Below are 20,168 nucleotides of genomic sequence, written 5' to 3' on the forward strand. Positions count from 1 at the left end.
TCAGCCTCTTTTCTATAAAGCCACATAATGTCCTACTATTAGTTCCTTTCTTGAAAATATTAGTTGATTATTTTTTACAAATAAGGGTAAAATATTAATTGTTTTTTCCCTTTTGTAAAAGTTATCTACGTATAATTTTTTACTCTTCTTATACTTCAAGAAATCTTCGAAATATAAATCTTACTATTTTTTCCATCCATATCATTATAATAATTATTTTTACCATTATATGGTGGAACATACGAATCTGTAAAAGTGTGGTGTAATCATGGAACTAACCATTTCAAGTTTAGAAAATATGAAACTGAAGGAACTGTACGAGCATGCGCGTCAGTTGAAAGTATCATATTACAGTAAATTAACGAAAAAAGAATTAATTTTTGCGATATTAAAAGCTCGTGCTGAACAGCAAGGCTACTTCTTTATGGAAGGTGTTCTCGAGATCATTCAATCCGAGGGCTTTGGCTTCTTGCGACCGATTAATTATTCACCGAGTTCAGAGGATATTTATATTTCTGCATCGCAAATTCGTCGTTTTGATTTAAGAAACGGTGACAAAGTTTCCGGAAAGGTTCGTCCTCCTAAAGAAAACGAACGTTATTTTGGCTTACTCCATGTTGAAGCCGTTAACGGTGATGACCCTGAGACAGCAAAAGAACGGGTCCATTTCCCAGCCTTAACACCATTATATCCAGACCGCTTAATGAAGCTTGAAACATCTCCAAGACATCTCTCAACACGAATTATGGATATCCTAGCCCCTGTAGGCTTTGGACAGCGTGGATTGATCGTTGCCCCGCCTAAAGCCGGTAAAACCATGCTTCTAAAAGAAATCGCCAATAGCATTACATCCAATCATCCCGATGCTGAGCTGATTGTTCTACTTATTGACGAACGTCCAGAAGAGGTAACCGACATCGAGCGTTCTGTCGCTGGTGATGTCGTCAGCTCAACCTTTGACGAGGTTCCTGAAAACCATATTAAAGTGGCAGAGCTCGTGCTTGAGCGGGCCATGCGCCTTGTTGAGCATAAGCGTGATGTTGTCATTTTAATGGATAGCATTACACGTCTAGCTCGTGCCTATAACTTAGTTATCCCACCAAGCGGTCGTACGCTCTCTGGGGGGATTGACCCAGCAGCTTTCCATCGTCCGAAGCGTTTCTTCGGGGCAGCCCGAAATATTGAAGAGGGCGGTAGCTTGACAATCTTGGCAACGGCGCTTGTTGATACAGGTTCACGTATGGACGACGTAATTTATGAAGAATTTAAAGGTACTGGAAACATGGAATTGCACCTTGACCGTAGCTTAGCTGAACGTCGAATCTTCCCAGCCTTGGATATTCGTCGCTCTGGTACTCGGAAGGAAGAGCTTCTTCTACCAAAGGATCAATTGGACAAACTATGGGCTATCCGCAAATCTATGACAGATTCACCAGATTTTGCCGAGAAGTTCCTGAAAAAACTACGTACAACCAAAACAAACGAAGACTTCTTCAACATGCTCGGAGACGAAATAAAAGCCAAACGCGGCTAAAGTCGTACTCCACCGCGGTGAAGTGGCGGGGGTCTGTCCCCCGTTGCTGTATTGCGGTGAAGTAGCGGGGGACAGCCCCCCGCTGCTGTAATGGGGTAAAGTGATTTTGATTCGGTAATATTATCCATGTGGATTTGTGAGGGGTTTTGCCACAATTCCTTTGTTGCAAATCACAGGTTAGCTTGTTATAATAATTTCAGTGTGTTTTTGAAGTTTTACGGAGTTAGAATTTGTTCTAACCTGTAATAGATAACTCTGTTTCGAAAGATTCAGGGCGGAAGGAGATGAAAAGAATGAAAGCAGGAATTCATCCAAATTACAAAACTGTATTGGTGAAATGTGCTTGTGGTAACGAGTTCGAAACTGGTTCAGTTAAACCAGAACTTAAAGTTGAAACTTGTTCTGAATGCCACCCATTCTATACAGGTCGTCAGAAGTTTGCTGAAGCAGGCGGACGAGTTGACCGTTTCAACAAAAAATACGGTATTAAGTAATTACCAAGTAAAATTGCATGAAAGCAGGCAAGCAGTTTCATACCTCCTTGCCTGTTTTTTGTTTTTTAAAACCGTATTATAAAAGAATCAATCAAGGGTAAAATCATTCAGACAATGATTTGGACCCTTTTTTCATAAAAAAATCACGATTTGTTTAAGTTAAGGATAGATCAATGGACGTGGAAGGAGAGGCCGTTCATGTACGTAATGAAACAAAGCGGTTGGGTCGAAGTAATCTGTGGAAGCATGTTTTCCGGGAAGTCAGAGGAGCTTATTCGCCGTGTAAAAAGAACGCAATTTGCTAAACAAAAAGTTGTCGTATTTAAGCCTAGAATTGATAATCGGTATAGCGAGGAAGCTGTTGTTTCCCACAATGGTGCATCATTTATCGCTCATCCAATCGCGGATTCAAGCGAAATTTTTCAATTTATTGATGATGAAGTAGATGTCATCGCAATCGACGAGGTTCAATTTTTCGATGAAGACATCGTCGCTGTCATCCAGCAGCTCGCTGATAGTGGCTATCGAGTGATAACTGCAGGCTTAGACCAAGATTTTCGCGGTGAGCCGTTCGGTCAAATGCCTGCGCTAATGGCAATTGCTGAACAAGTGACTAAGCTCCAGGCTGTGTGTGCTGAATGTGGTTCACCAGCAAGCCGTACTCAACGCTTAATCAATGGCCGGCCAGCCTCTTACCACGATCCCGTCATTTTGGTCGGAGCCTCCGAAGCTTATGAGCCAAGGTGCCGCCACCATCACGAAGTGCCGAAAACTAGTAGCGAAGATGAGAGTCAAGCGAAGGAGAATAACTCGGTAGGAAGCAGCAGTGAAAAATAGATAGGATAGGCTAAGCTAAGCGATTAAACTGATATACAAAGAAACCCGTTCCGACTCTTGTTAAGAGAGTTGGTTCGGGTTTTTTTATAGCTGTTAAATAGCTTCCAATTACTACCGCCAGCCTACCAACCAGTCAAAAACCACCATCCTAAAATCCCACAGCACTGGACATACTACCATTAGGAGGTATGTCAAAAATGAAAAAATTAAACTTAATGCCAATGACCTTATTTCTGCTCTTAATGATTGCCACTGTTACAACAACGCTAGCTGGTTGCTCCTCAAACGAGCAATACAGCGCAAATAAAGCGGACAGAGTCGACGATGATAATGCAATTAGGCCACTATCCAACAATAACAATACTAGGGCCGAAAATGCCCGTGGTCAGACGATGAGCGATCAAAACCCAAACCTGTTAAATACAAATGGTGGTGCTGATAACAGAGGGAAAGCAATAAACCAAGCTCGCGGTGTCGTGACCGGTCTAATGCCTTTCGCCCAGGTTCGATCTGGATTACCGCTGATGCCATGTATGTAAATGTTTATCCGAAACGAAATTTAACAAACAAGCAAGAAATAGCGGCTAGAGCCAAACTCCATTCACAATTAACCCAGTCATTGCCACGCTTCATTATTGAAGTACGTGTGGTAGATGATAAACAACGATAAGCTGTTGCACTACCTGCTTTTAATATAAAGCTGTGATGTTTAATTCAGAAATTTAGATGTTTGTAGTGAAAATAGACCGGTTTTGATAAATAAATAGCCATTTTAAGTTTAAAATACTAAATTTTACTCATTAAATTTGGTTTTTTTAAGAAATAAACCATTTTTTAATAAAAGTGAGTTAAATTCGGTAGTTTATATGCACACAAATTTGCACATATGCACGTTTAATTATGGATATGACGTAGTTTCAAAAAAATATGATACAACTTTTTAAATATATGCACGACTTTTAAAATATATGGTTCAACTTTTGAAATTTATGCACGTTTAGTTGTGGATATGCACACGCAATTAGATATTTGCACGGTTTACGGACTTTGCTCCGTCTAAAGCTCGCTTCCGCTCGCGTGAACCAAAAAGGACTAAAAAAGGACAACCGCACCTATGCGATTGTCCCTCTTTATTAAAACCAAAACGGCGGTTCAACTTCAATCATGGCATTAACCAATCAGAAGGTAAGCTAACGCAAACATGACACAGCTCTGTGCCCTCGTCAAATGAATGGAACGTTGACTTGCAGCGCTTGCACTTGCCAGGTAAAAACTTGATGGACCTCAACGGTGCGTGCTCCCAACCTTTCCGAAACGGAAATTGCTCCTTCAGGACAGGCATCGCTGCACAGCTTGCAATTAGTACATTTTTGATTATCGATTGAAAGCTCCGTTTCAGATTGATCAAAAACTCCTTGCTTACACAAAGTAAAGCAGCTCCCGCAAAATGAGCACTGATCAAGATCCAGCTCCACTTGGTAAAACTGGATGTCTTGATAATAATGGGGCAGGGACCAGGCATTTGGATTTTGCCGCCAGGCAGCAGGTGCTAATTCTTTAGCTAAGCTCTGACTCCTGGTGCGGGCAGTCGTAAAGAGCTCACGCCGCGTTAACGCTTGTTCCTTCACAGCTTCGGCTTTTACAAAAACCAGCGGCGTCATTTCCAACTTGGTCAAAACCTCATTCGTTTCCGCGATCACCTTTTCCCACTGCTCATCATTCCACTCACTCGGGATGGCGATTCCCTTCAGTCCTCTTTTTCGTAAAATGAGCAATTCTTTAAGTGTTGGACAGAAATGGGGCTCATAGTAGAGCTTCCCGTTCTTGATCGTCCTACTTGGGACCGTCCCGCTAATCGACGCTATTGGACAAGCAATAATGCATTCACCACATGAATCACATTTGTTCACATCGAGCTTGATTTTGTTCTCGACAAGCGTTAAAGCTTCCGTATCGCAATGCTCAATGCATGTGGTGCAGGTGGATTTTGGACTTACCTGCCGAGAACAACGATCTGTTATGGTTTGGTCAATTGAAAGGCTCTCGAGCCATTTTAAAATAAGTGACAAGGGTCTCACCTACCCAGAATGGATTATCTGCTAGAATACTTGATCGAAAAAGGGGCCTGTCTTTTGTTATTAAAAACCATCTTCCCAAATGGTTCAAAGTTATGCTCTGAAAAACACGGCCCAATTGTAAACTGCTTTATTTTCCTAAAAAAATCCTACAGTTTTGCGTCACGATGTGGAGTGATGACGAGATTTGGGTTAGTTATGCTAGCACTCGGCATGCCTTTGATTTGTGCAACCTCACCATACTTTTTACGAAGTTTCTCAATCTCGCCGAATTCGATTGCATTCATGACACAGGTTGTAACGCACACGGGATCCTCGCCTTTTTCCATAAGGTCGATACAAAGGTTACATTTGTTTGTTTTATTGATTTTCGCATTGAATTGAGGTGCGCCGTACGGACAGGCGATGATGCAAGCCTTCGCGCCGATGCAGACGTCCTGCTCAATGACAACAACGCCGTCTTCTGAGCGTTTTTTAATTGCACCTGTTGGGCAATTTTTCACACAGGCCGGATTATCACAGTGGTTACAGGCAATCGAAAACGTGTAAGCGGCAATTTGTGGTGAAAAGCCATTGCCGATTTGCGTATATACGCCTTCTTCATAGGAGTATACGCGGCGGAAGTTCATGCCGACATCTAGATTGTTTTTGTCCTTACAGGCGACCGTACAAGCCTTACAGCCAATACAAATGGCTTGATTTATATAAAATCCTAACTGCGTCAAGATTCTTCACTCCTTTAAAAATAAGGATATTTTTGTTTTTTGATAGAAGTAATATGGCAAACTATCAGTCTAGCAGATGTGGAACCAGCGACTAGAGCAGGCTTAAATTTTGTACGTGAACTTCCGTTAAAAGTTAAGCGTATATATGCAATGCTTATAGCCGCTGTCCACTTTCTGCATAAATTTATGATTAAGCTCGCTCAACCTGAACAAGGTTTGTTAACTGCGGGTTCGCTTTTGCCAATGGTGTAGGACGCTGTGATGTTAGAACATTGGCTGCTCCACGTTGGTCAATTCCTTTTTTGTTCGGGCTATACCAGCCGCCCTGTGGAATGGCGACAACTCCTGGAACGATTCGAACTGTCACTTTAACATCCATTTCGAGCTCACCGCGACCATTAAAGACTTTAACGCGATCGCCATCTTTAATCGAACGGGCCCAGGCATCAATTGGGTTCATCCACATTTCTTGCTTAGCTGCTTCTTCTAACCACTCGTTATTGTCGTGTGTGGAGTGACAACGGCGTTTGTAATGCCAGCTAATCATTTGCAGTGGATATGTTTTGATCAGTGGATCCTCTGGCCCTTCCCAAGATGAAACATATCGACCGATTGCTGGTATTTCTTCAGGGTTTTTCATATCATATAGTGCTTGAGAGAACAGTTCGATTTTTCCAGATGGAGTTTCGAACGGGTTATTAGCTAGGTCTTCGATTTGCGCTTTAAAAGCAATTTCAGGTTCATCGTATTGGTAATAGTGAACACCCTTTTTCTTGAATTCTTCATAGGTAGGGAATTCAGGGTCGATTTCTGCGCGTGTTTTTTCGATCGCTGTTTTAACCCAATCAAGCATCGTTTTGCCTTCGGTAAATTTTTCCTTCACACCCAATTTATCGGCAATTTCAGCAAACACTTCATATTCATTTCGGCACTCATATAGCGGATCAATTGTTTTATTTCCTAGGATGACGTAGTCACCATTTGACCAAGGTGTTCCGATATCATCACGTTCAAAGAAGGTTGTTCCTGGTAACAAAATATCAGCATACTTCGCGCTAGGGGTCATGAATATATCACTAGCAACAATGAATTCAACCTTGCTTTCATCCTGCAGGAGCGCTGTTGTTTTGTTAATATTGGCATGCTGGTTGACAAGCATGTTGCCGGCCATATTGAAAATCATTTTAATATTCGTTGGTAATTTATCTGCACCCTTTAAGCCGTCTGCGGCGGTCATTTCCGTGCCTCTTTCGACAGCATCTGTCCATAGGAAGCAAGGAATCGTCGCTTTAATCGGATTTTCGAAGCTAAAAGGGAAGACGATGCTTTTACGAGAATAATAGCCTGTTCCTGCAGCCCAGCCGCCAAGCTTCCCGACGTTACCGGTAATACATGCAAGCTGTGCACCAGCACGCATTACTTGCTCACCATAGGCCTGACGTTGTGGTCCCCAGCCTTGAATGAGAGCAGCGGGTTTCGTTGTTGCATATAGGCGGGCGATTTCACGAATTTTTTCTGCAGGTACACGGCAGATTTTTTCGGCCCATTCCGGCGTTTTCGCAATCCCATCCTTCTCGCCAAGTAAATAGCTCTTCACTGATTCATTTTTTGGTGCACCGGCTGGCATTGTTTTACTATCAAAGCCGACGCAATACTTGTCGAGGAATTCCTGGTCATGTAAATTCTCGGTTACAATTACATACGCCATTGCATCCATCAATGCGGTATCCGTTGTTGGTAAGATCGGAATCCACTCATCGGCATAGGTTACCGCAGTATCTGTATAACGTGGGTCAATGACGATGAATTTTGCGCCATTTTTCTTCGCTTGCATTAAGAAATCACGATAAGGAGTGGAGAAAATAATTTCTGCCGGATTTTGTCCCCAAAGAATGATTAATTTTGAATGAAGCAAGCTATCATAGCTGCTTCCTGTATTATTGATCCCATAGGTATAAGGTGTGGCAACATTACTACAGCCAGAGCTATAGTCATTGGTGTAACCTAGGAAACCACCTGTCATTGAAAGCAATCTACGCGCCGCGTTTCGGCCAGCTAAGATACCTTGGTTCCCGGATGCATAGTTTACATAGCGGGATTCAGGTCCATACTTATCGCCAATGCGCTTCATTTCAGAAGCAATTGTATCAACCGCTTCTTTCCAAGAGATACGCTCAAACTTTCCTTCGCCCCGCTTACCAACCCGCTTCATCGGATATTTTAAGCGGTCAGGATGATAAAGCATCGAACGGTAGCTTCGTCCACGCACACAAGCCTTCAGCGAAGGAGTTTTTAAATCTTTATTCGATGTATCTGTGGTCAAACGTACGACGACGCCATCTTTAACATGGGCTTTAATTAAACAACGTCCGCCGCAGTTATTTACACTACAGGTTGTAACAATAGTTTCTGGACTATCATCCTCTTTTGCTATACTACTTTTCTCTGCCTTGCGATCCACCAAAAGCTTCGTGCCAATTCCCCGGCAATAACGGGAACAGCAGCGGCTCCGGTCCATTTTAAAAACGTACGGCGCTTCATATTCGTTGAAATTAGTGGCTTTTTATCTGCCATGATGCAAATGCCTCCTTTATTTCGATTATAGATTCATAATCTGATTGCATAAAATCCAATAGTAGTAATGCTGCACCTTTATATAAGGAACTATCAGTATTTTTTAAGATTTTCTCGCAAAACGCAGGGATCCATTGCTGCATATGCTGTTCTAGGAAGTAAATTTGCTGCTCCAAAAGCTTTTCTAATTTTTCATCATTGGTTTGTGCTAAAGTCAAATCGTTTAAATAGAGTAGAAATTCCAGTTCAATTGCAATATGATCATCGGGCTCATTGTTTTCACCAACAAATTTTAAGCCATATTGATGATAAAGCTCGCGAACCTGGTAGGTCGTTTCTTCAAAAAGCAAACCTTCCTTACTGCGATAAACGGATTCCCATGGTGGAGCAAGAATCGTTTCTGGGCCAGTAAATAATCTGTGGAATTCTTCCTTTTGTACTAGAAGATCAGCGTCGGTGGCTTGGTCAAAAAACTGATAAAGGAGGGCACCGGCCTCATCTAACGCTTTTAGCTCTTCAAGATTCCCATTATCTTTAAGGTGTATAATCACATGTTTGGAGATGGGTTCGAAAAATAGTAATTGTAAAAACTGATAAAAATTTTGTCGGGCCTTAAAATAATCAAACAATTGCTGCATAAGACCAATCCTCTACGAAGTATTTTATATTGTGAAATAATTCACAATATATACGGCTAAATTACACCCAAAAACCAGGGTAGATGATTTTAGTCACATCAATCCCTTCATAATATCAGTATAATAAAAGATTTTTCGGTATTACTCTAATTGTAACGTATTGCCGTTTTACATTACTTCTGGTTCCAATGTTTTCACATATTTTTCAAAATGCTAAGACAAAATATGGACGAAATTGAAATTTTAATATTATTTTAAGAATTAAATGGAAGCATTTTTCTAATAGAAAGAAAACAGATTTCTAAAGAATCTTTTTGACTGAGATGACGGACTATACTATAATTAGAATGTTATGGGTTGAAAATTAAGTAGTCCAACAAGTTAACTCAACAGCGTGAAAACGCGTTTTTTTTATAAAAAATAACTATGTTAAGGCTGATTGTTGATTGGAGCGGAAGGTGCGAGACTCCTGCGGGAGAAGGTGTCACGGGAGACCCCACAGGCGCAAAAGCGCCGAGGAGGCTCCCGGACTCCCCGCGGAAAGGGAGGACCTGAAGCGGAAATCAACTAATAAATTAACAGAACAAAAAATAATTTCCGAAGAGGTGAAGAATTGTGTTTGATCGTCTTCAAGCAGTCGAAGATCGTTACGAAAAGCTGAATGAGCTTTTGAGCGATCCTGATATTGTCAATGATCCAAAAAAACTGCGCGATTTTTCAAAAGAGCAGGCTGATATAGCAGACACGGTGCAAACGTATCGTCAATACAAGGACGTCAAGGAACAGCTCCAGGATGCAAAAGCCATGCTCGAAGAAAAACTTGATGCAGAAATGCGCGACATGGTAAAAGAAGAAGTCTCGGACCTAGAGACACAAAAGGAAGAATTAGAAGGCCAGCTTAAATTCCTTCTCATTCCAAAGGACCCGAACGATGACAAGAACGTAATCTTTGAAATCCGCGGTGCTGCCGGCGGTGAAGAAGCAGCATTATTCGCCAACTCACTATACCGTATGTACAGCCGCTATGCTGAATCACAGGGCTGGAAAACCGAACTAATCGATGCCAACCCAACCGGACTTGGTGGCTTCAAAGAAATCAGCTTCATGATCACCGGAAAAGGAGCCTATTCAAAATTAAAATTTGAAAATGGTGCCCATCGCGTTCAGCGTGTACCGGAAACAGAATCCGGCGGTCGGATCCATACGTCCACCGCAACGGTTGCTTGCTTACCAGAAGCAGAAGATGTAGAAATCGAAATCCATGACAAAGACGTTCGCGTTGACACTTATTGCTCAAGCGGTGCCGGCGGACAATCCGTTAACACAACAGCATCAGCTATCCGCGTAACGCACATACCGACTGGGATCGTTGTAACCTGTCAGGACGAGAAATCTCAGCATAAAAATAAAGACAAAGCGATGAAAGTATTACGTGCGCGTGTCTATGATAAATTTTTGCAGGAAGCACAAGCAGAATATGATGAAGTCCGTAAATCTGCTGTCGGTACTGGGGACCGCTCCGAGCGCATCCGTACCTACAATTACCCGCAAAACCGCGTTACCGACCACCGCATCGGCTTAACGCTACAAAAGCTAGACCAAATCATTGAAGGCAAGCTCGATGAAATCATCGACGCCTTGATTTTGGAAGACCAATCAAGCCGATTGGAAGCAGCCTCAAATGAGTAAGATTTACGAAGCCCTCCATTGGGCTTCTTCTTTTTTAAAGGAGAAGAGTCGTGAGGAAAGTGCAGGAGAGCTGTTGTTACGCCATTTTGTGAGCATGTCGCGGACGGAAATGTTTACCCATTTTCATGATGAGATGGATCCTAAGGTAGAATCTCAGTTTCGTGCAGCAGTTGATGCGCATGCAGCAGGTCGCCCGGTTCAGTATATCATCGGCTTCGAGGAATTTTATGGACGCCGTTTTTTGGTCAATGAAGAGGTTTTGATTCCACGACCTGAAACCGAGGAACTTGTTTACGGAATGTTGGAGCGGATGCGGGATCTTTTTGGGAAAAATGGAGAAGTTTCAGTCGTCGATATCGGTACGGGGAGCGGAGCGATTGCGGTTACTTTGAAGCTGGAGCGGCCAGAGCTTATGGTAACAGCGAGCGATTTAGCTGAAGCCTCGTTAGAAGTGGCCCGCCGGAATGCTGCGACGCTAGGTGCGGACGTGGAATTTGTGCATGGCGACTTGCTACAGCCTTTTATTGCGGAAGGGCGTAAATTTGATGTCGTGATTTCCAACCCACCGTATATCCCGGTCGGTGATATTGCTGAGATGTCCGATATTGTAACGGAGCACGAACCTCACCGCGCCCTGTTTGCCGGTGAAGACGGACTTGATCTGTACCGTCGGTTTATGGAAGAGTTACCATTCGTTTTGAAGGAACGTGCACTTATCGGCTTTGAAGTAGGCGCTGGACAAAGCGAGGCTGTAGGAGCGATGCTGCGTGAGACGTTTCCAGGTGCTGAAGTCGAAATCGTCTTTGATATAAACGGCAAGGACCGAATGGTGTTCGCAAGGATAAAAAAATAGTTGATGGCCGTAGTACTTGTGGGTGAGTGCTGCGGTTTTTTTGTTTTTGTGTGCAAGCGGGTGTATTTACATTTAGGCGAATAAATAGTGGAATTAAGCGAATAAATGACCAGTTCAGGATAATAAATAGAAAATTAGGTGAACAAACGTCCGATTCAGGCGAATAAACAGTACATTTAGGCGAATAAACTCAGTTCCCCCTTTCCAATCAGCAAAACCTACTCATACCCCATCCTACTAAAAATTTTTCAATTTAATAGTTTAAGATTGTTCGCTCTTGTCCACAATGGCTAGTGAGGGGGCGAGGACGAAATGAAAAAACATATCATTACTGCTTATATATTATTATTATCATTCGCAACAATTTTTAGTTTATATATACCAAAAAGTGAAGTAGCTGCAACGGAGGAAACGGTCATACCGAACGAGGCGATCCGCCTACGAATTTTAGCAAACAGTGATTCAAATGAAGACCAAGCGCTAAAGCGCAAAGTCAGAGATGCCGTTAATGCAGAAATCACATTATGGGTACAGGATTTAACCTCATTAGAAGCGGCACGAACAACAATCAAAGCTGGACTTCCAGACATTCAAAAAATTGCTGAGCAAATTGTTGCGGAGGAAAACGCCAAACAAACAGTAAAAGTAGAGTTTGGTAAAGTAAATTTTCCGACCAAATTATATGGACAGTTCTTATATTCGGCTGGTGAATACGAAGCCATTCTTATCACATTGGGTGAGGGCAAAGGCGCCAACTGGTGGTGCGTATTATTCCCACCGTTATGCTTTCTTGATTTTTCTAACGGCGTGGCAGTAAGTGAGGGATTCGAAGGGGATAAGCCGAACAACGGCAATAATCAATCGACTGAAAAAATTGCAAAAGCAGAGGCACCAGTAAATACAAAAAATCAAAAAGACGAATTAGATACGGAACGACAGGAAGCTGAAGAGGAATCAACTCAAAGAGCAACTTACGAATCCGAAACAGAACAGACCCAATCAACAGAAACGCTTGCTGCACAAACAAAAGCAACAACTCAAAAAGAAAAAGTTACAGAGTCAAATTCAGAAGCAACTCAAGAACCACTACAATATGGCCAAAAAGTTAAAGCGGCGGCTCAAGTTTATAAAATGAAAGCAACAGAATACAACGATAATCACAATACAAATAACAAAGCAACCGAAAACAATACCGAAAAATCAGCAAAACCTCTAAAAACAGCTGCGAAATCAGCCAAAACGGAGAAACCTGTTTATACATCAGAAGATGAACAACAGGTTAAAGTGAAATTCTTCATCGCAGAAATCTGGACAAAAATCTTTTAATAAATCCAGTTTAGGCGTGAGACTAGCGGACTAAATACATAGGCCGAAATCGTAATATCCACACCGACTGTGAATAAGTGACTGAAATGCGCTCATCTCCAGCTCCATGCCGAGGAAATGGGGGCATTTTTTCATTAATATTGTCGATACTATTATAATTCCCGTTCTACTTTCTCTCTTTTTTCATATGGATATTAATAGAATTGAAAAAAGAGGTGATCGAAATGCAACCAAACATTCGGTTTGCTACTTTAGAAGATACGGAGAAAATCAAACATTATTTAGCACAAGCAAAGCTAGCCACAGAGGGGATTGAGGAATCAATTGATTATTTTTTAATAATGGAAAATGCACGCCAAGAAATCCTCGCAACTCTAGGAATTGAGCCGAACGGAAGCATCGGACTGTTGCGGTCGCTTGCGATGTCAGCCGAGCTACAAGAGGTGGACATCCTCCTTCTTTTTGATCAAATGATTGCTTTGGCAAAGGAAAAATCAATTTCCACATTATATTTGGCTACAAACAAACCGGCATCGGTGGGATTTTTTCAAATATTAGGGTTCAAGTTAGTAGCTTCTAATGACGTGCCAGAACCATTAACCCAATTTAGTCATGTCAAAAATATTTTTACTGTGGATAACTCACTATTTATGGAGCGAAAGCTGTAAATTGTGGATATATCCACAAAGTTATCCACGGAATGCCACTTTTTATACACAATTTGTGGATAAAACCTTGAATTCCCACCTGTCTTCTTTTATACTTTCAAAGGAAATATGGTCAAAGTATCGGTATATAGACCTATTTTTAAAGGTGGATGAAAATGAAAACTCATGTTTGGTCAGTGGATAATTTTGTGGATAAGCTTGAAAGTTACCCACAAATTACACAGGCAGCAACTCTTTTAAAAAATAATGAAGTCGTCGCATTTCCGACCGAAACGGTATATGGACTCGGTGGCAATGCTGAGAGCGATGAGGCCGTCGCGAAAATATTTGGTGCAAAAGGCCGTCCCGCAGACAATCCGTTAATTATTCACATAGCAGAAACCGCCCAATTAGAGGCATTCACAAGCGGCATCCCACAATCTGCAGCCATCTTAATGGAAACATTTTGGCCAGGTCCATTAACGATTGTTTTAAAAAAGAAGGAAGGCAAGCTGTCGGAACTGGCGACTGCTGGCTTATCAACGGTTGCCGTGCGCATGCCGGCACATCCGCTTGCACTCGCCTTAATTAAGCAATCTGGCTTGCCCATCGCAGCACCAAGTGCCAATGTTTCCGGCAAACCTAGCCCGACGTTGGCGCGCCATGTTGAAGAGGATTTAACCGGGAAAATCGCCGGTATCGTCGATGGTGGTCCAACCGGTGTCGGGCTCGAATCAACTGTAATTGATTGCACCGAAGTAGTACCGGTCATACTGCGTCCAGGTGGAATAACAAAGGAACAGATCGAAGAGGTAATCGGTAAAGTATCCGTTGACCCCGCTTTGAAAAATGCAGAAGCAACTCCGAAATCACCTGGGATGAAATACCGCCATTATGCACCAAACGCTCCGTTGTTTTTAGTAAATGGCAGCCATGCCTTTCTGCAAAAACTCGTTACTGAACAACAGGCTGAGGGCAAGAAGGTCGGGATTCTAACAACGGAAGAGGCCGTCCATGACTACCAGGCAGATCTAATTCTGGCCTGTGGGCAACGTAATAAGCTCGAGACTGTGGCAACTTCCCTTTATGATACGTTACGCTCATTCAATGATGCTGAAATAGACGTCATTTTTAGCGAAATCTTTCCAGAAGAAGGGGTCGGCCAAGCGATCATGAACCGTCTTAGCAAAGCTGCGGCAAATCAAGTAATTACAGAATAGGAAGCAGGGGTTGGTTCTGCACTTTCTTTTGGAAGCGCAAGAACCGGCCCCTTGCTGCAAAAAATTCCTTCTAAACGAATATGGACGTGCATATGTTGAATTAGTAAGTCCAAGGGGGCGAAGGAAGTGGCGGCAATCGTCGGGGAAATTTTCACATTATGTGTCATGGCATTTGCTTTGGGGATGGATGCATTTTCCGTCGGTCTCGGGATGGGCATGATTCGACTTAAGCTCGGACAGATTTTCAAAATTGGGATATTAATTGGTTTATTTCATGTGTGGATGCCAATGCTTGGCATGCTTGCCGGAAGATTTCTATCCGAACAATTCGGTCAATACGCGGCCTATGCCGGTGGGTTGCTGATGCTTATCCTTGGTGTGCAAATGATTTGGTCCAGCCTCAAAAGTGATGAAAGCCGTATGATCACGCCAGTAGGCTTTGGTTTAATCGTATTCGCCTTAAGTGTTAGCCTCGATAGCTTCTCGGTGGGGCTCACGCTTGGAATCTATAAAGCAAAGACAATCGCTGTTCTGATCTGCTTCGGGTTGGCGGCAACCATTCTTACCTGGGCCTGGGCTTTTAGTCGGTCGCAAAGTCCAAGGTTGGCTCGGAACCTACAGCGAAGCGCTGGGCGGAAGTATTCTTCTCGGATTTGGCTTAAAGCTGCTCTTGCCGATTTAGTTTGGAAAAAGAATAGGAAAGTGCAAAAACCTTAGTTACCGTAGAAGCTAAGGTTTTTTATGATGAAAAAAGTGTTATTTATATGAAACGAACCAGCCTTCTCCCTATATTAATGTCATGATTTTGCTTATAATAATATTGAAAAGGAGGCGCGGCTGAAATGCGAATACTATTTGTTTGTACCGGTAATACCTGTCGCAGTCCGATGGCAGAAGCTATTTTAAAAAGCAAAACAATTGATGGCGTAGAAGTCAAATCTGCTGGCGTCTTTGCAATGAACGGCAGCCCAGCATCGGCTCACGCCCGGACCGTCCTCGGCGAAAACAATATTCCAGAGGCGCACCGCTCGACGATGCTGACTGAAGCAGAGATGAGTTGGGCAACCTTTGTGTTTACCATGACAGAGGGGCACAAAGCCGCTGTTATCAGTCAATATCCTGATGCTTCTAATAAAACTTATACGCTAAAAGAATTTGCTGAGAACAATGCTGGAAGCAAAGATATCGTCGACCCTTACGGTGGTTCACTCGAGCTCTATCGCAAAACCTTTAATGATCTTCACAGCACGATTGAAAAGATCATTGCCCGTATCGAGTCTGAACACGGTTTTTACTAATTCACACCAGATTGGCGATTGAATTATCAGGCACAACGTGTCAAAATAATGATGGTTAAAGAATTAGTCCGAATAAGATTTTTCAACTAGGAGGAAGTAGGAATGAAAGTAGCAATTGCATCAGATCATGGCGGCCTCAACCTACGTGAAGAAATAAAAAATTTATTGGAAGAAATGGGTATCGAATTTCAAGATTTCGGCTGTGATTGCAATACATCTGTTGACTACCCTGATTACGCATTTCCAGTGGCCGAAAAAGTAGCGGCAGGTGAATTCGACCGCGGAATCCTTATTTGCGGAACAGGAATTGGAATGAGTATTGCGGCGAACAAAGTGAAGGGTATTCGCTGTGCGCTAGTTCATGACGTATTCAGCGCAATCGCGACTCGTCAGCACAACGACACCAATATGCTTGCAATGGGCGAACGCGTTATCGGTCCAGGACTTGCTCGCGAAATCGCCAAACATTGGTTAACAACGGAGTTCGAAGGTGGACGCCACGCGAACCGAATTAACAAAATTACGACTGTTGAAAACGGGCAATAATATTCAGAGCGAATCATGAGAAGAAGCTACCAGCTGTTATGGAAAATCCCAAAATAACCGCACTAGCTTCTTCTTTTTTAAAATCAGTGTTAATGGACCTTGGTTATTAATTACTCAATGTTGATTGGAAGGAAATTTGTCAAAGGCACGGAAAGGAGGAGGACCTCATGACTATACAAATATGGGAAACTGAATTAGATGAAATACTAGACCAGTTTTTTGGCCAAATCGAATTAAAATCAACTAGCTTGGTGATTGTCGGTTGCAGCACGAGCGAAGTAATTGGCCAGAAAATTGGCACAGCCGGTTCCGCTGATGTGGCTCAAATGATTTTTAAAATCTTAACAAAATATCAGGCGCAAATCGGTTTTGAACTCGCCTTCCAATGCTGTGAACATTTGAATCGAGCGTTGGTGGTCGAGCAGAAAACGGCGTCGCTACGGGCGCTTGAAGAGGTTTCCGTCATTCCGGTGAAATCTGCCGGTGGAGCAATGGCCACCTACGCCTTTGAACACATGGACAGCCCAGTGATGGTTGAGACTGTCCAAGCCGATGCCGGCATCGACATCGGTGAAACCATGATCGGTATGCACCTAAAGCGTGTCGCCGTTCCTGTCCGAACCGAGCAACGTACAGTGGGCAGTGCGCGCGTTACCCTCGCCAAAACTAGACCGAAACTAATCGGCGGGCAGCGTGCAGTTTACGAACGTAATACAGACAATACACAGTGTCATTAAACGGAAGATCAAGCCCAGTTTCAAAAAACGACAACAACAAAACTTAAGCATTCAAAGAGGTAAATCTAGCGACGCATCAGTGTCTGGATTTGCCTTTTTTATTTTTAGCTGTATTAAAGAACGACTTATTTTTTGAGCACTCTGTTAATTGAAGCGGAAGGTGCGCGACTCCCCCGCGCGGCGCTGAGCACCTGGAGCGGAAATCAACAGACAAATTTTAAAAAGTATTATTTTTCGGAATGAAACGGTAATTACTTCCAATTTAAACAGAGAAATCCGCTTGAAATCTATATTTTCAGCCTCCGAAAAAATGAATCCGTTTACTTTTCGTCGAAAAACTCTTTCTTTCTTTCTTTTTAGACAAAAACCGTGTAAAATGTAATAGAATTTTCAAATAATAGTTCGGAAATAGGTATGTTTTTTAATAAAAGGGGGATTAAAATGAAGAAATTGGCTCTTCAAGACGAACAAGTATACCAAGCAATCCAAAAAGAATTAGGCCGCCAGCGCAATAACATCGAATTAATTGCTTCTGAAAACTTTGTTAGTGAAGCGGTTATGGAAGCGCAAGGATCTGTACTTACAAACAAATATGCAGAAGGTTACCCTGGTAAACGTTACTATGGTGGCTGTGAATTCGTTGACGTAGCAGAAGATATCGCTCGCGATCGTGCGAAGCAAATCTTTGGCGCTGAACATGTTAACGTTCAACCACACTCAGGTGCACAAGCGAACATGGCAGTTTACTATGCTATCCTTCAGCATGGTGATACTGTTCTTGGTATGAACCTTTCAATGGGTGGTCACTTAACACATGGTAGCCCAGTTAACTTCAGTGGAATTCAATTTAACTTCATTGAGTACGGTGTAGACAAAGAAACTCACTATATCGACTATGAAGATGTTCGTGCAAAAGCTCTTGAGCACAAGCCAAAGCTAATTGTTGCTGGTGCGAGCGCGTACCCACGCGAAATTGATTTCGCGAAATTCCGTGAAATCGCTGATGAAGTGGGCGCTTACCTAATGGTGGACATGGCTCACATCGCTGGTCTTGTAGCAGCTGGCCTACACCCAAGCCCAGTACCATATGCAGAATTTGTTACAACAACTACTCACAAAACACTTCGTGGACCACGTGGTGGGATGATCCTTTGCCGTGAAGAATTTGCAAAAGCAATCGACAAAACGATCTTCCCTGGCGTTCAAGGCGGTCCGTTAATGCACGTAATCGCAGCAAAAGCTGTAGCATTCGGTGAAGCACTTCAAGATAGCTTCAAGGATTATGCGCAAAATATCATTGCCAACGCTGCTCGCTTAGCTGCTGGCTTACAAAAAGAAGGTATTAACCTAGTTTCTGGCGGAACTGATAACCACCTTTTACTAGTAGATTTACAGTCACTTGATTTAACAGGTAAAGTGGCCGAGCACGTTCTAGACGAAATCGGAATCACTGTTAACAAAAATACAATTCCTTATGATCCAAAAAGCCCATTCGTAACAAGCGGTATCCGTATTGGTACAGCTGCAGCGACATCACGTGGCTTTGGCTTAGAGGAAATGGACGAAATTGCTTCCATCATTGCCTTGGCATTGAAAAATCACGAAGATGAAGCAAAATTAGCGGAAGCAAAACAACGCGTTTCTGATCTAACAGCAAAATTCCCGCTTTACCCAGAATATTAAGATTACAATCGGGGTGGCCATGTGCCATCCCGATTTTTTTGACTAACCTAAAGTGGATTTTTCGAGCTTTATTCGCTTAGTCCAAGATTTATTCGCCAGCTCCCGGAGTTTATTCGCTTAGTCCAAGATTTATTCGCCAGCTCCCGGAGTTTATTCGCTTAGTCCAAAATTTATTCACCAGCTCCCGGAGTTTATTCGCCTTATCCCATAATTTATTCGCCGCAACGAGGAACAAGCGAATTACATGTGTTTTTTCCAATAGAGAGGTTATCCTAAAGATAATTTAATATTTCAAATACGTGATAAGTTTGGGAAGATTGTTGCCTGTCGAAGCTTTTTTCTGTAAAATAAATCGAAGTGTTGTGCGTGAGGTTACATAGTACGACAAATTTTGATAAGCGAAGGAGCGATAGTTTTGGCTAAAGTATACGTTTTCGACCATCCACTCATCCAGCATAAGCTTACATACATCCGCGAGAAATCAACAGGTACAAAGGAATTCCGCGAGTTAGTAGATGAAGTTGCTACCCTTATGGCGTTTGAAATCACTCGTGATTTACCGCTTGAGGACATCGAAATCGAAACACCAGTCAGCATGACAAAATCAAAAGTTTTATCTGGTAAAAAATTAGGTCTTGTGCCAATTTTACGTGCAGGAATTGGTATGGTAGATGGGATTTTAAAATTAATCCCAGCTGCAAAGGTTGGCCATATTGGTCTTTACCGTGATCCAGAAACCCTAAAGCCAGTTGAATATTACATCAAGCTCCCTAGCGATGTAGAAGAGCGCGATTTCATCGTTGTTGATCCAATGCTAGCAACAGGCGGTTCGGCAATTGAAGCAATCCACTCTCTGAAAAAACGCGGCGCAAAGCACATTAAATTCATGTGTCTAATTGCAGCTCCAGAAGGCGTTGACGCATTGAAGGAAGCTCATCCCGATGTTGACATTTTCATCGCAGCTCTTGATGAAAAGTTGAACGACCACGGCTACATCGTACCAGGACTAGGTGACGCAGGTGACCGTTTGTTCGGCACAAAATAATTTTATCAATATAAGAATTCAAAATAAAAGCGGAAGGTGCCCGTTTATCGGCGACAAGCACAAGACGAGCTGGCTAAAAGGTTGTTCTTTGACCTTTTGGACGGATTGGCTTGTGACCTCGAGCCGATGGCACCTGGAGCTAGACATCCATCAGAATTTTATACTTCCTTTACTTTTTATTAAAAGGCTGGCCAAATGTGGTCAGCCTTTGTTCGTTTTTTTGGTTGTGTGAAGCCCGATGTTGAAT

The 20,168-nt window shown here is 42.6% G+C and carries 19 protein-coding genes and 1 pseudogene; 15 read left to right on the top strand and 5 right to left on the bottom strand.

Features of this window, described 5'->3' with window-relative positions; translation table 11 throughout:
• Positions 1-268 precede the first annotated feature (268 nt).
• From rho to RGF10_RS01875, 4 genes are all read left to right on the top strand, one after another.
• The gene (gene rho, locus RGF10_RS01860; protein ID WP_412176666.1) at positions 269-1,534 is read left to right on the top strand and encodes a transcription termination factor Rho; all 1,266 of its coding nucleotides are present in this window, start codon (positions 269-271) and stop codon (positions 1,532-1,534) included.
• A 293-nt stretch (positions 1,535-1,827) separates the two neighbouring features.
• Positions 1,828-2,028: a 50S ribosomal protein L31 gene (gene rpmE / locus RGF10_RS01865; RefSeq protein ID WP_318506768.1), complete on the top strand. Its 201-nt coding sequence runs from the start codon at positions 1,828-1,830 to the stop codon at positions 2,026-2,028.
• Between the two features lie 198 nt (positions 2,029-2,226).
• Positions 2,227-2,865: a thymidine kinase gene (locus RGF10_RS01870; protein ID WP_318506770.1), complete on the top strand. Its 639-nt coding sequence runs from the start codon at positions 2,227-2,229 to the stop codon at positions 2,863-2,865.
• A gap of 197 nt (positions 2,866-3,062) precedes the next feature.
• Entirely contained in the window at positions 3,063-3,404 is a 342-nt protein-coding gene (locus RGF10_RS01875) for a hypothetical protein (protein ID WP_318506772.1), read from the top strand.
• A 684-nt stretch (positions 3,405-4,088) separates the two neighbouring features.
• Here the strand turns inward: RGF10_RS01875 and RGF10_RS01880 are convergent.
• From RGF10_RS01880 to RGF10_RS01900, 5 genes are all read right to left on the bottom strand, one after another.
• Positions 4,089-4,934 (bottom strand): 4Fe-4S binding protein, encoded by an 846-nt coding sequence (locus tag RGF10_RS01880; protein ID WP_318506774.1) that lies wholly within the window; start codon positions 4,932-4,934, stop codon positions 4,089-4,091.
• Between the two features lie 155 nt (positions 4,935-5,089).
• Entirely contained in the window at positions 5,090-5,665 is a 576-nt protein-coding gene (locus tag RGF10_RS01885) for a DMSO/selenate family reductase complex B subunit (RefSeq protein WP_318506776.1), read from the bottom strand.
• 190 nt (positions 5,666-5,855) lie between these two features.
• Positions 5,856-8,126 carry a DMSO/selenate family reductase complex A subunit gene (locus RGF10_RS01890; protein WP_318506779.1) on the bottom strand — a complete coding sequence of 757 codons (2,271 nt, stop codon included), beginning with the start codon at positions 8,124-8,126 and terminating at the stop codon, positions 5,856-5,858.
• A complete protein-coding gene (locus tag RGF10_RS01895) occupies positions 8,096-8,239 on the bottom strand; it encodes a twin-arginine translocation signal domain-containing protein (RefSeq protein WP_318506781.1) in 144 nt (47 codons plus the stop codon). Before RGF10_RS01895 ends, RGF10_RS01890 begins: the two co-directional genes overlap by 31 nt.
• Complete coding sequence (locus RGF10_RS01900; protein ID WP_318506784.1) at positions 8,218-8,877, bottom strand: TorD/DmsD family molecular chaperone; 660 nt, start codon at positions 8,875-8,877, stop codon at positions 8,218-8,220. Before RGF10_RS01900 ends, RGF10_RS01895 begins: the two co-directional genes overlap by 22 nt.
• A gap of 615 nt (positions 8,878-9,492) precedes the next feature.
• On the opposite strand from RGF10_RS01900, the gene prfA reads away from it, so the two are divergent.
• The 11 genes and pseudogenes from prfA (at position 9,493) to upp (ending at position 19,921) form a co-directional block, all read left to right on the top strand.
• Positions 9,493-10,566: a peptide chain release factor 1 gene (gene prfA / locus RGF10_RS01905; RefSeq protein ID WP_318506788.1), complete on the top strand. Its 1,074-nt coding sequence runs from the start codon at positions 9,493-9,495 to the stop codon at positions 10,564-10,566.
• Positions 10,559-11,419, top strand: coding sequence for a peptide chain release factor N(5)-glutamine methyltransferase (prmC, locus tag RGF10_RS01910; protein ID WP_318506790.1), 861 nt, complete (start codon positions 10,559-10,561; stop codon positions 11,417-11,419). Before prfA ends, prmC begins: the two co-directional genes overlap by 8 nt.
• Positions 11,420-11,731: 312 nt before the next feature.
• Positions 11,732-12,745: a stage II sporulation protein R gene (gene spoIIR, locus RGF10_RS01915; protein ID WP_318506792.1), complete on the top strand. Its 1,014-nt coding sequence runs from the start codon at positions 11,732-11,734 to the stop codon at positions 12,743-12,745.
• A 224-nt stretch (positions 12,746-12,969) separates the two neighbouring features.
• The gene (locus tag RGF10_RS01920) at positions 12,970-13,413 is read left to right on the top strand and encodes a GNAT family N-acetyltransferase (protein ID WP_318506795.1); all 444 of its coding nucleotides are present in this window, start codon (positions 12,970-12,972) and stop codon (positions 13,411-13,413) included.
• A 155-nt stretch (positions 13,414-13,568) separates the two neighbouring features.
• Positions 13,569-14,612, top strand: coding sequence for an L-threonylcarbamoyladenylate synthase (locus RGF10_RS01925; RefSeq protein ID WP_318506797.1), 1,044 nt, complete (start codon positions 13,569-13,571; stop codon positions 14,610-14,612).
• A 165-nt stretch (positions 14,613-14,777) separates the two neighbouring features.
• Positions 14,778-15,294: pseudogene (locus tag RGF10_RS01930) on the top strand (manganese efflux pump MntP family protein).
• A 160-nt stretch (positions 15,295-15,454) separates the two neighbouring features.
• Positions 15,455-15,910, top strand: a complete 456-nt coding sequence (locus RGF10_RS01935; protein WP_318506799.1) for a low molecular weight protein arginine phosphatase — start codon at positions 15,455-15,457, stop codon at positions 15,908-15,910.
• Between the two features lie 102 nt (positions 15,911-16,012).
• On the top strand, positions 16,013-16,456 hold the full coding sequence (gene rpiB, locus RGF10_RS01940; protein WP_318506801.1) for a ribose 5-phosphate isomerase B: 444 nt from the start codon (positions 16,013-16,015) through the stop codon (positions 16,454-16,456).
• A 167-nt stretch (positions 16,457-16,623) separates the two neighbouring features.
• Positions 16,624-17,193: a TIGR01440 family protein gene (locus tag RGF10_RS01945; protein ID WP_318506802.1), complete on the top strand. Its 570-nt coding sequence runs from the start codon at positions 16,624-16,626 to the stop codon at positions 17,191-17,193.
• Positions 17,194-17,634: 441 nt separating this feature from the next.
• On the top strand, positions 17,635-18,876 hold the full coding sequence (glyA, locus tag RGF10_RS01950) for a serine hydroxymethyltransferase (protein ID WP_318506804.1): 1,242 nt from the start codon (positions 17,635-17,637) through the stop codon (positions 18,874-18,876).
• A gap of 415 nt (positions 18,877-19,291) precedes the next feature.
• Positions 19,292-19,921, top strand: a complete 630-nt coding sequence (upp, locus tag RGF10_RS01955; RefSeq protein WP_318506806.1) for a uracil phosphoribosyltransferase — start codon at positions 19,292-19,294, stop codon at positions 19,919-19,921.
• The last annotated feature ends 247 nt before the right edge of the window (positions 19,922-20,168 follow it).

The sequence above is a fragment of the Bacillus sp. T3 genome, assembly GCF_033449965.1.
GTDB lineage: Bacteria > Bacillota > Bacilli > Bacillales > Cytobacillaceae > Bacillus_BU.

What these genes read in the sequence shown, in the direction of transcription:
- RGF10_RS01900 (WP_318506784.1), bottom strand. Translation starts at nt 8,877, where the DNA reads ATGCAGCAATTGTTTGATTATTTTAAGGCCCGACAAAATTTTTATCAG.
- spoIIR (WP_318506792.1), top strand. Translation starts at nt 11,732, where the DNA reads ATGAAAAAACATATCATTACTGCTTATATATTATTATTATCATTCGCA.
- rho (WP_412176666.1), top strand. Translation starts at nt 269, where the DNA reads ATGGAACTAACCATTTCAAGTTTAGAAAATATGAAACTGAAGGAACTG.
- rpiB (WP_318506801.1), top strand. Translation starts at nt 16,013, where the DNA reads ATGAAAGTAGCAATTGCATCAGATCATGGCGGCCTCAACCTACGTGAA.
- rpmE (WP_318506768.1), top strand. Translation starts at nt 1,828, where the DNA reads ATGAAAGCAGGAATTCATCCAAATTACAAAACTGTATTGGTGAAATGT.
- RGF10_RS01870 (WP_318506770.1), top strand. Translation starts at nt 2,227, where the DNA reads ATGTACGTAATGAAACAAAGCGGTTGGGTCGAAGTAATCTGTGGAAGC.
- RGF10_RS01875 (WP_318506772.1), top strand. Translation starts at nt 3,063, where the DNA reads ATGAAAAAATTAAACTTAATGCCAATGACCTTATTTCTGCTCTTAATG.
- RGF10_RS01945 (WP_318506802.1), top strand. Translation starts at nt 16,624, where the DNA reads ATGACTATACAAATATGGGAAACTGAATTAGATGAAATACTAGACCAG.
- prmC (WP_318506790.1), top strand. Translation starts at nt 10,559, where the DNA reads ATGAGTAAGATTTACGAAGCCCTCCATTGGGCTTCTTCTTTTTTAAAG.
- glyA (WP_318506804.1), top strand. Translation starts at nt 17,635, where the DNA reads ATGAAGAAATTGGCTCTTCAAGACGAACAAGTATACCAAGCAATCCAA.
- RGF10_RS01925 (WP_318506797.1), top strand. Translation starts at nt 13,569, where the DNA reads ATGAAAACTCATGTTTGGTCAGTGGATAATTTTGTGGATAAGCTTGAA.
- RGF10_RS01935 (WP_318506799.1), top strand. Translation starts at nt 15,455, where the DNA reads ATGCGAATACTATTTGTTTGTACCGGTAATACCTGTCGCAGTCCGATG.
- RGF10_RS01895 (WP_318506781.1), bottom strand. Translation starts at nt 8,239, where the DNA reads ATGGCAGATAAAAAGCCACTAATTTCAACGAATATGAAGCGCCGTACG.
- RGF10_RS01920 (WP_318506795.1), top strand. Translation starts at nt 12,970, where the DNA reads ATGCAACCAAACATTCGGTTTGCTACTTTAGAAGATACGGAGAAAATC.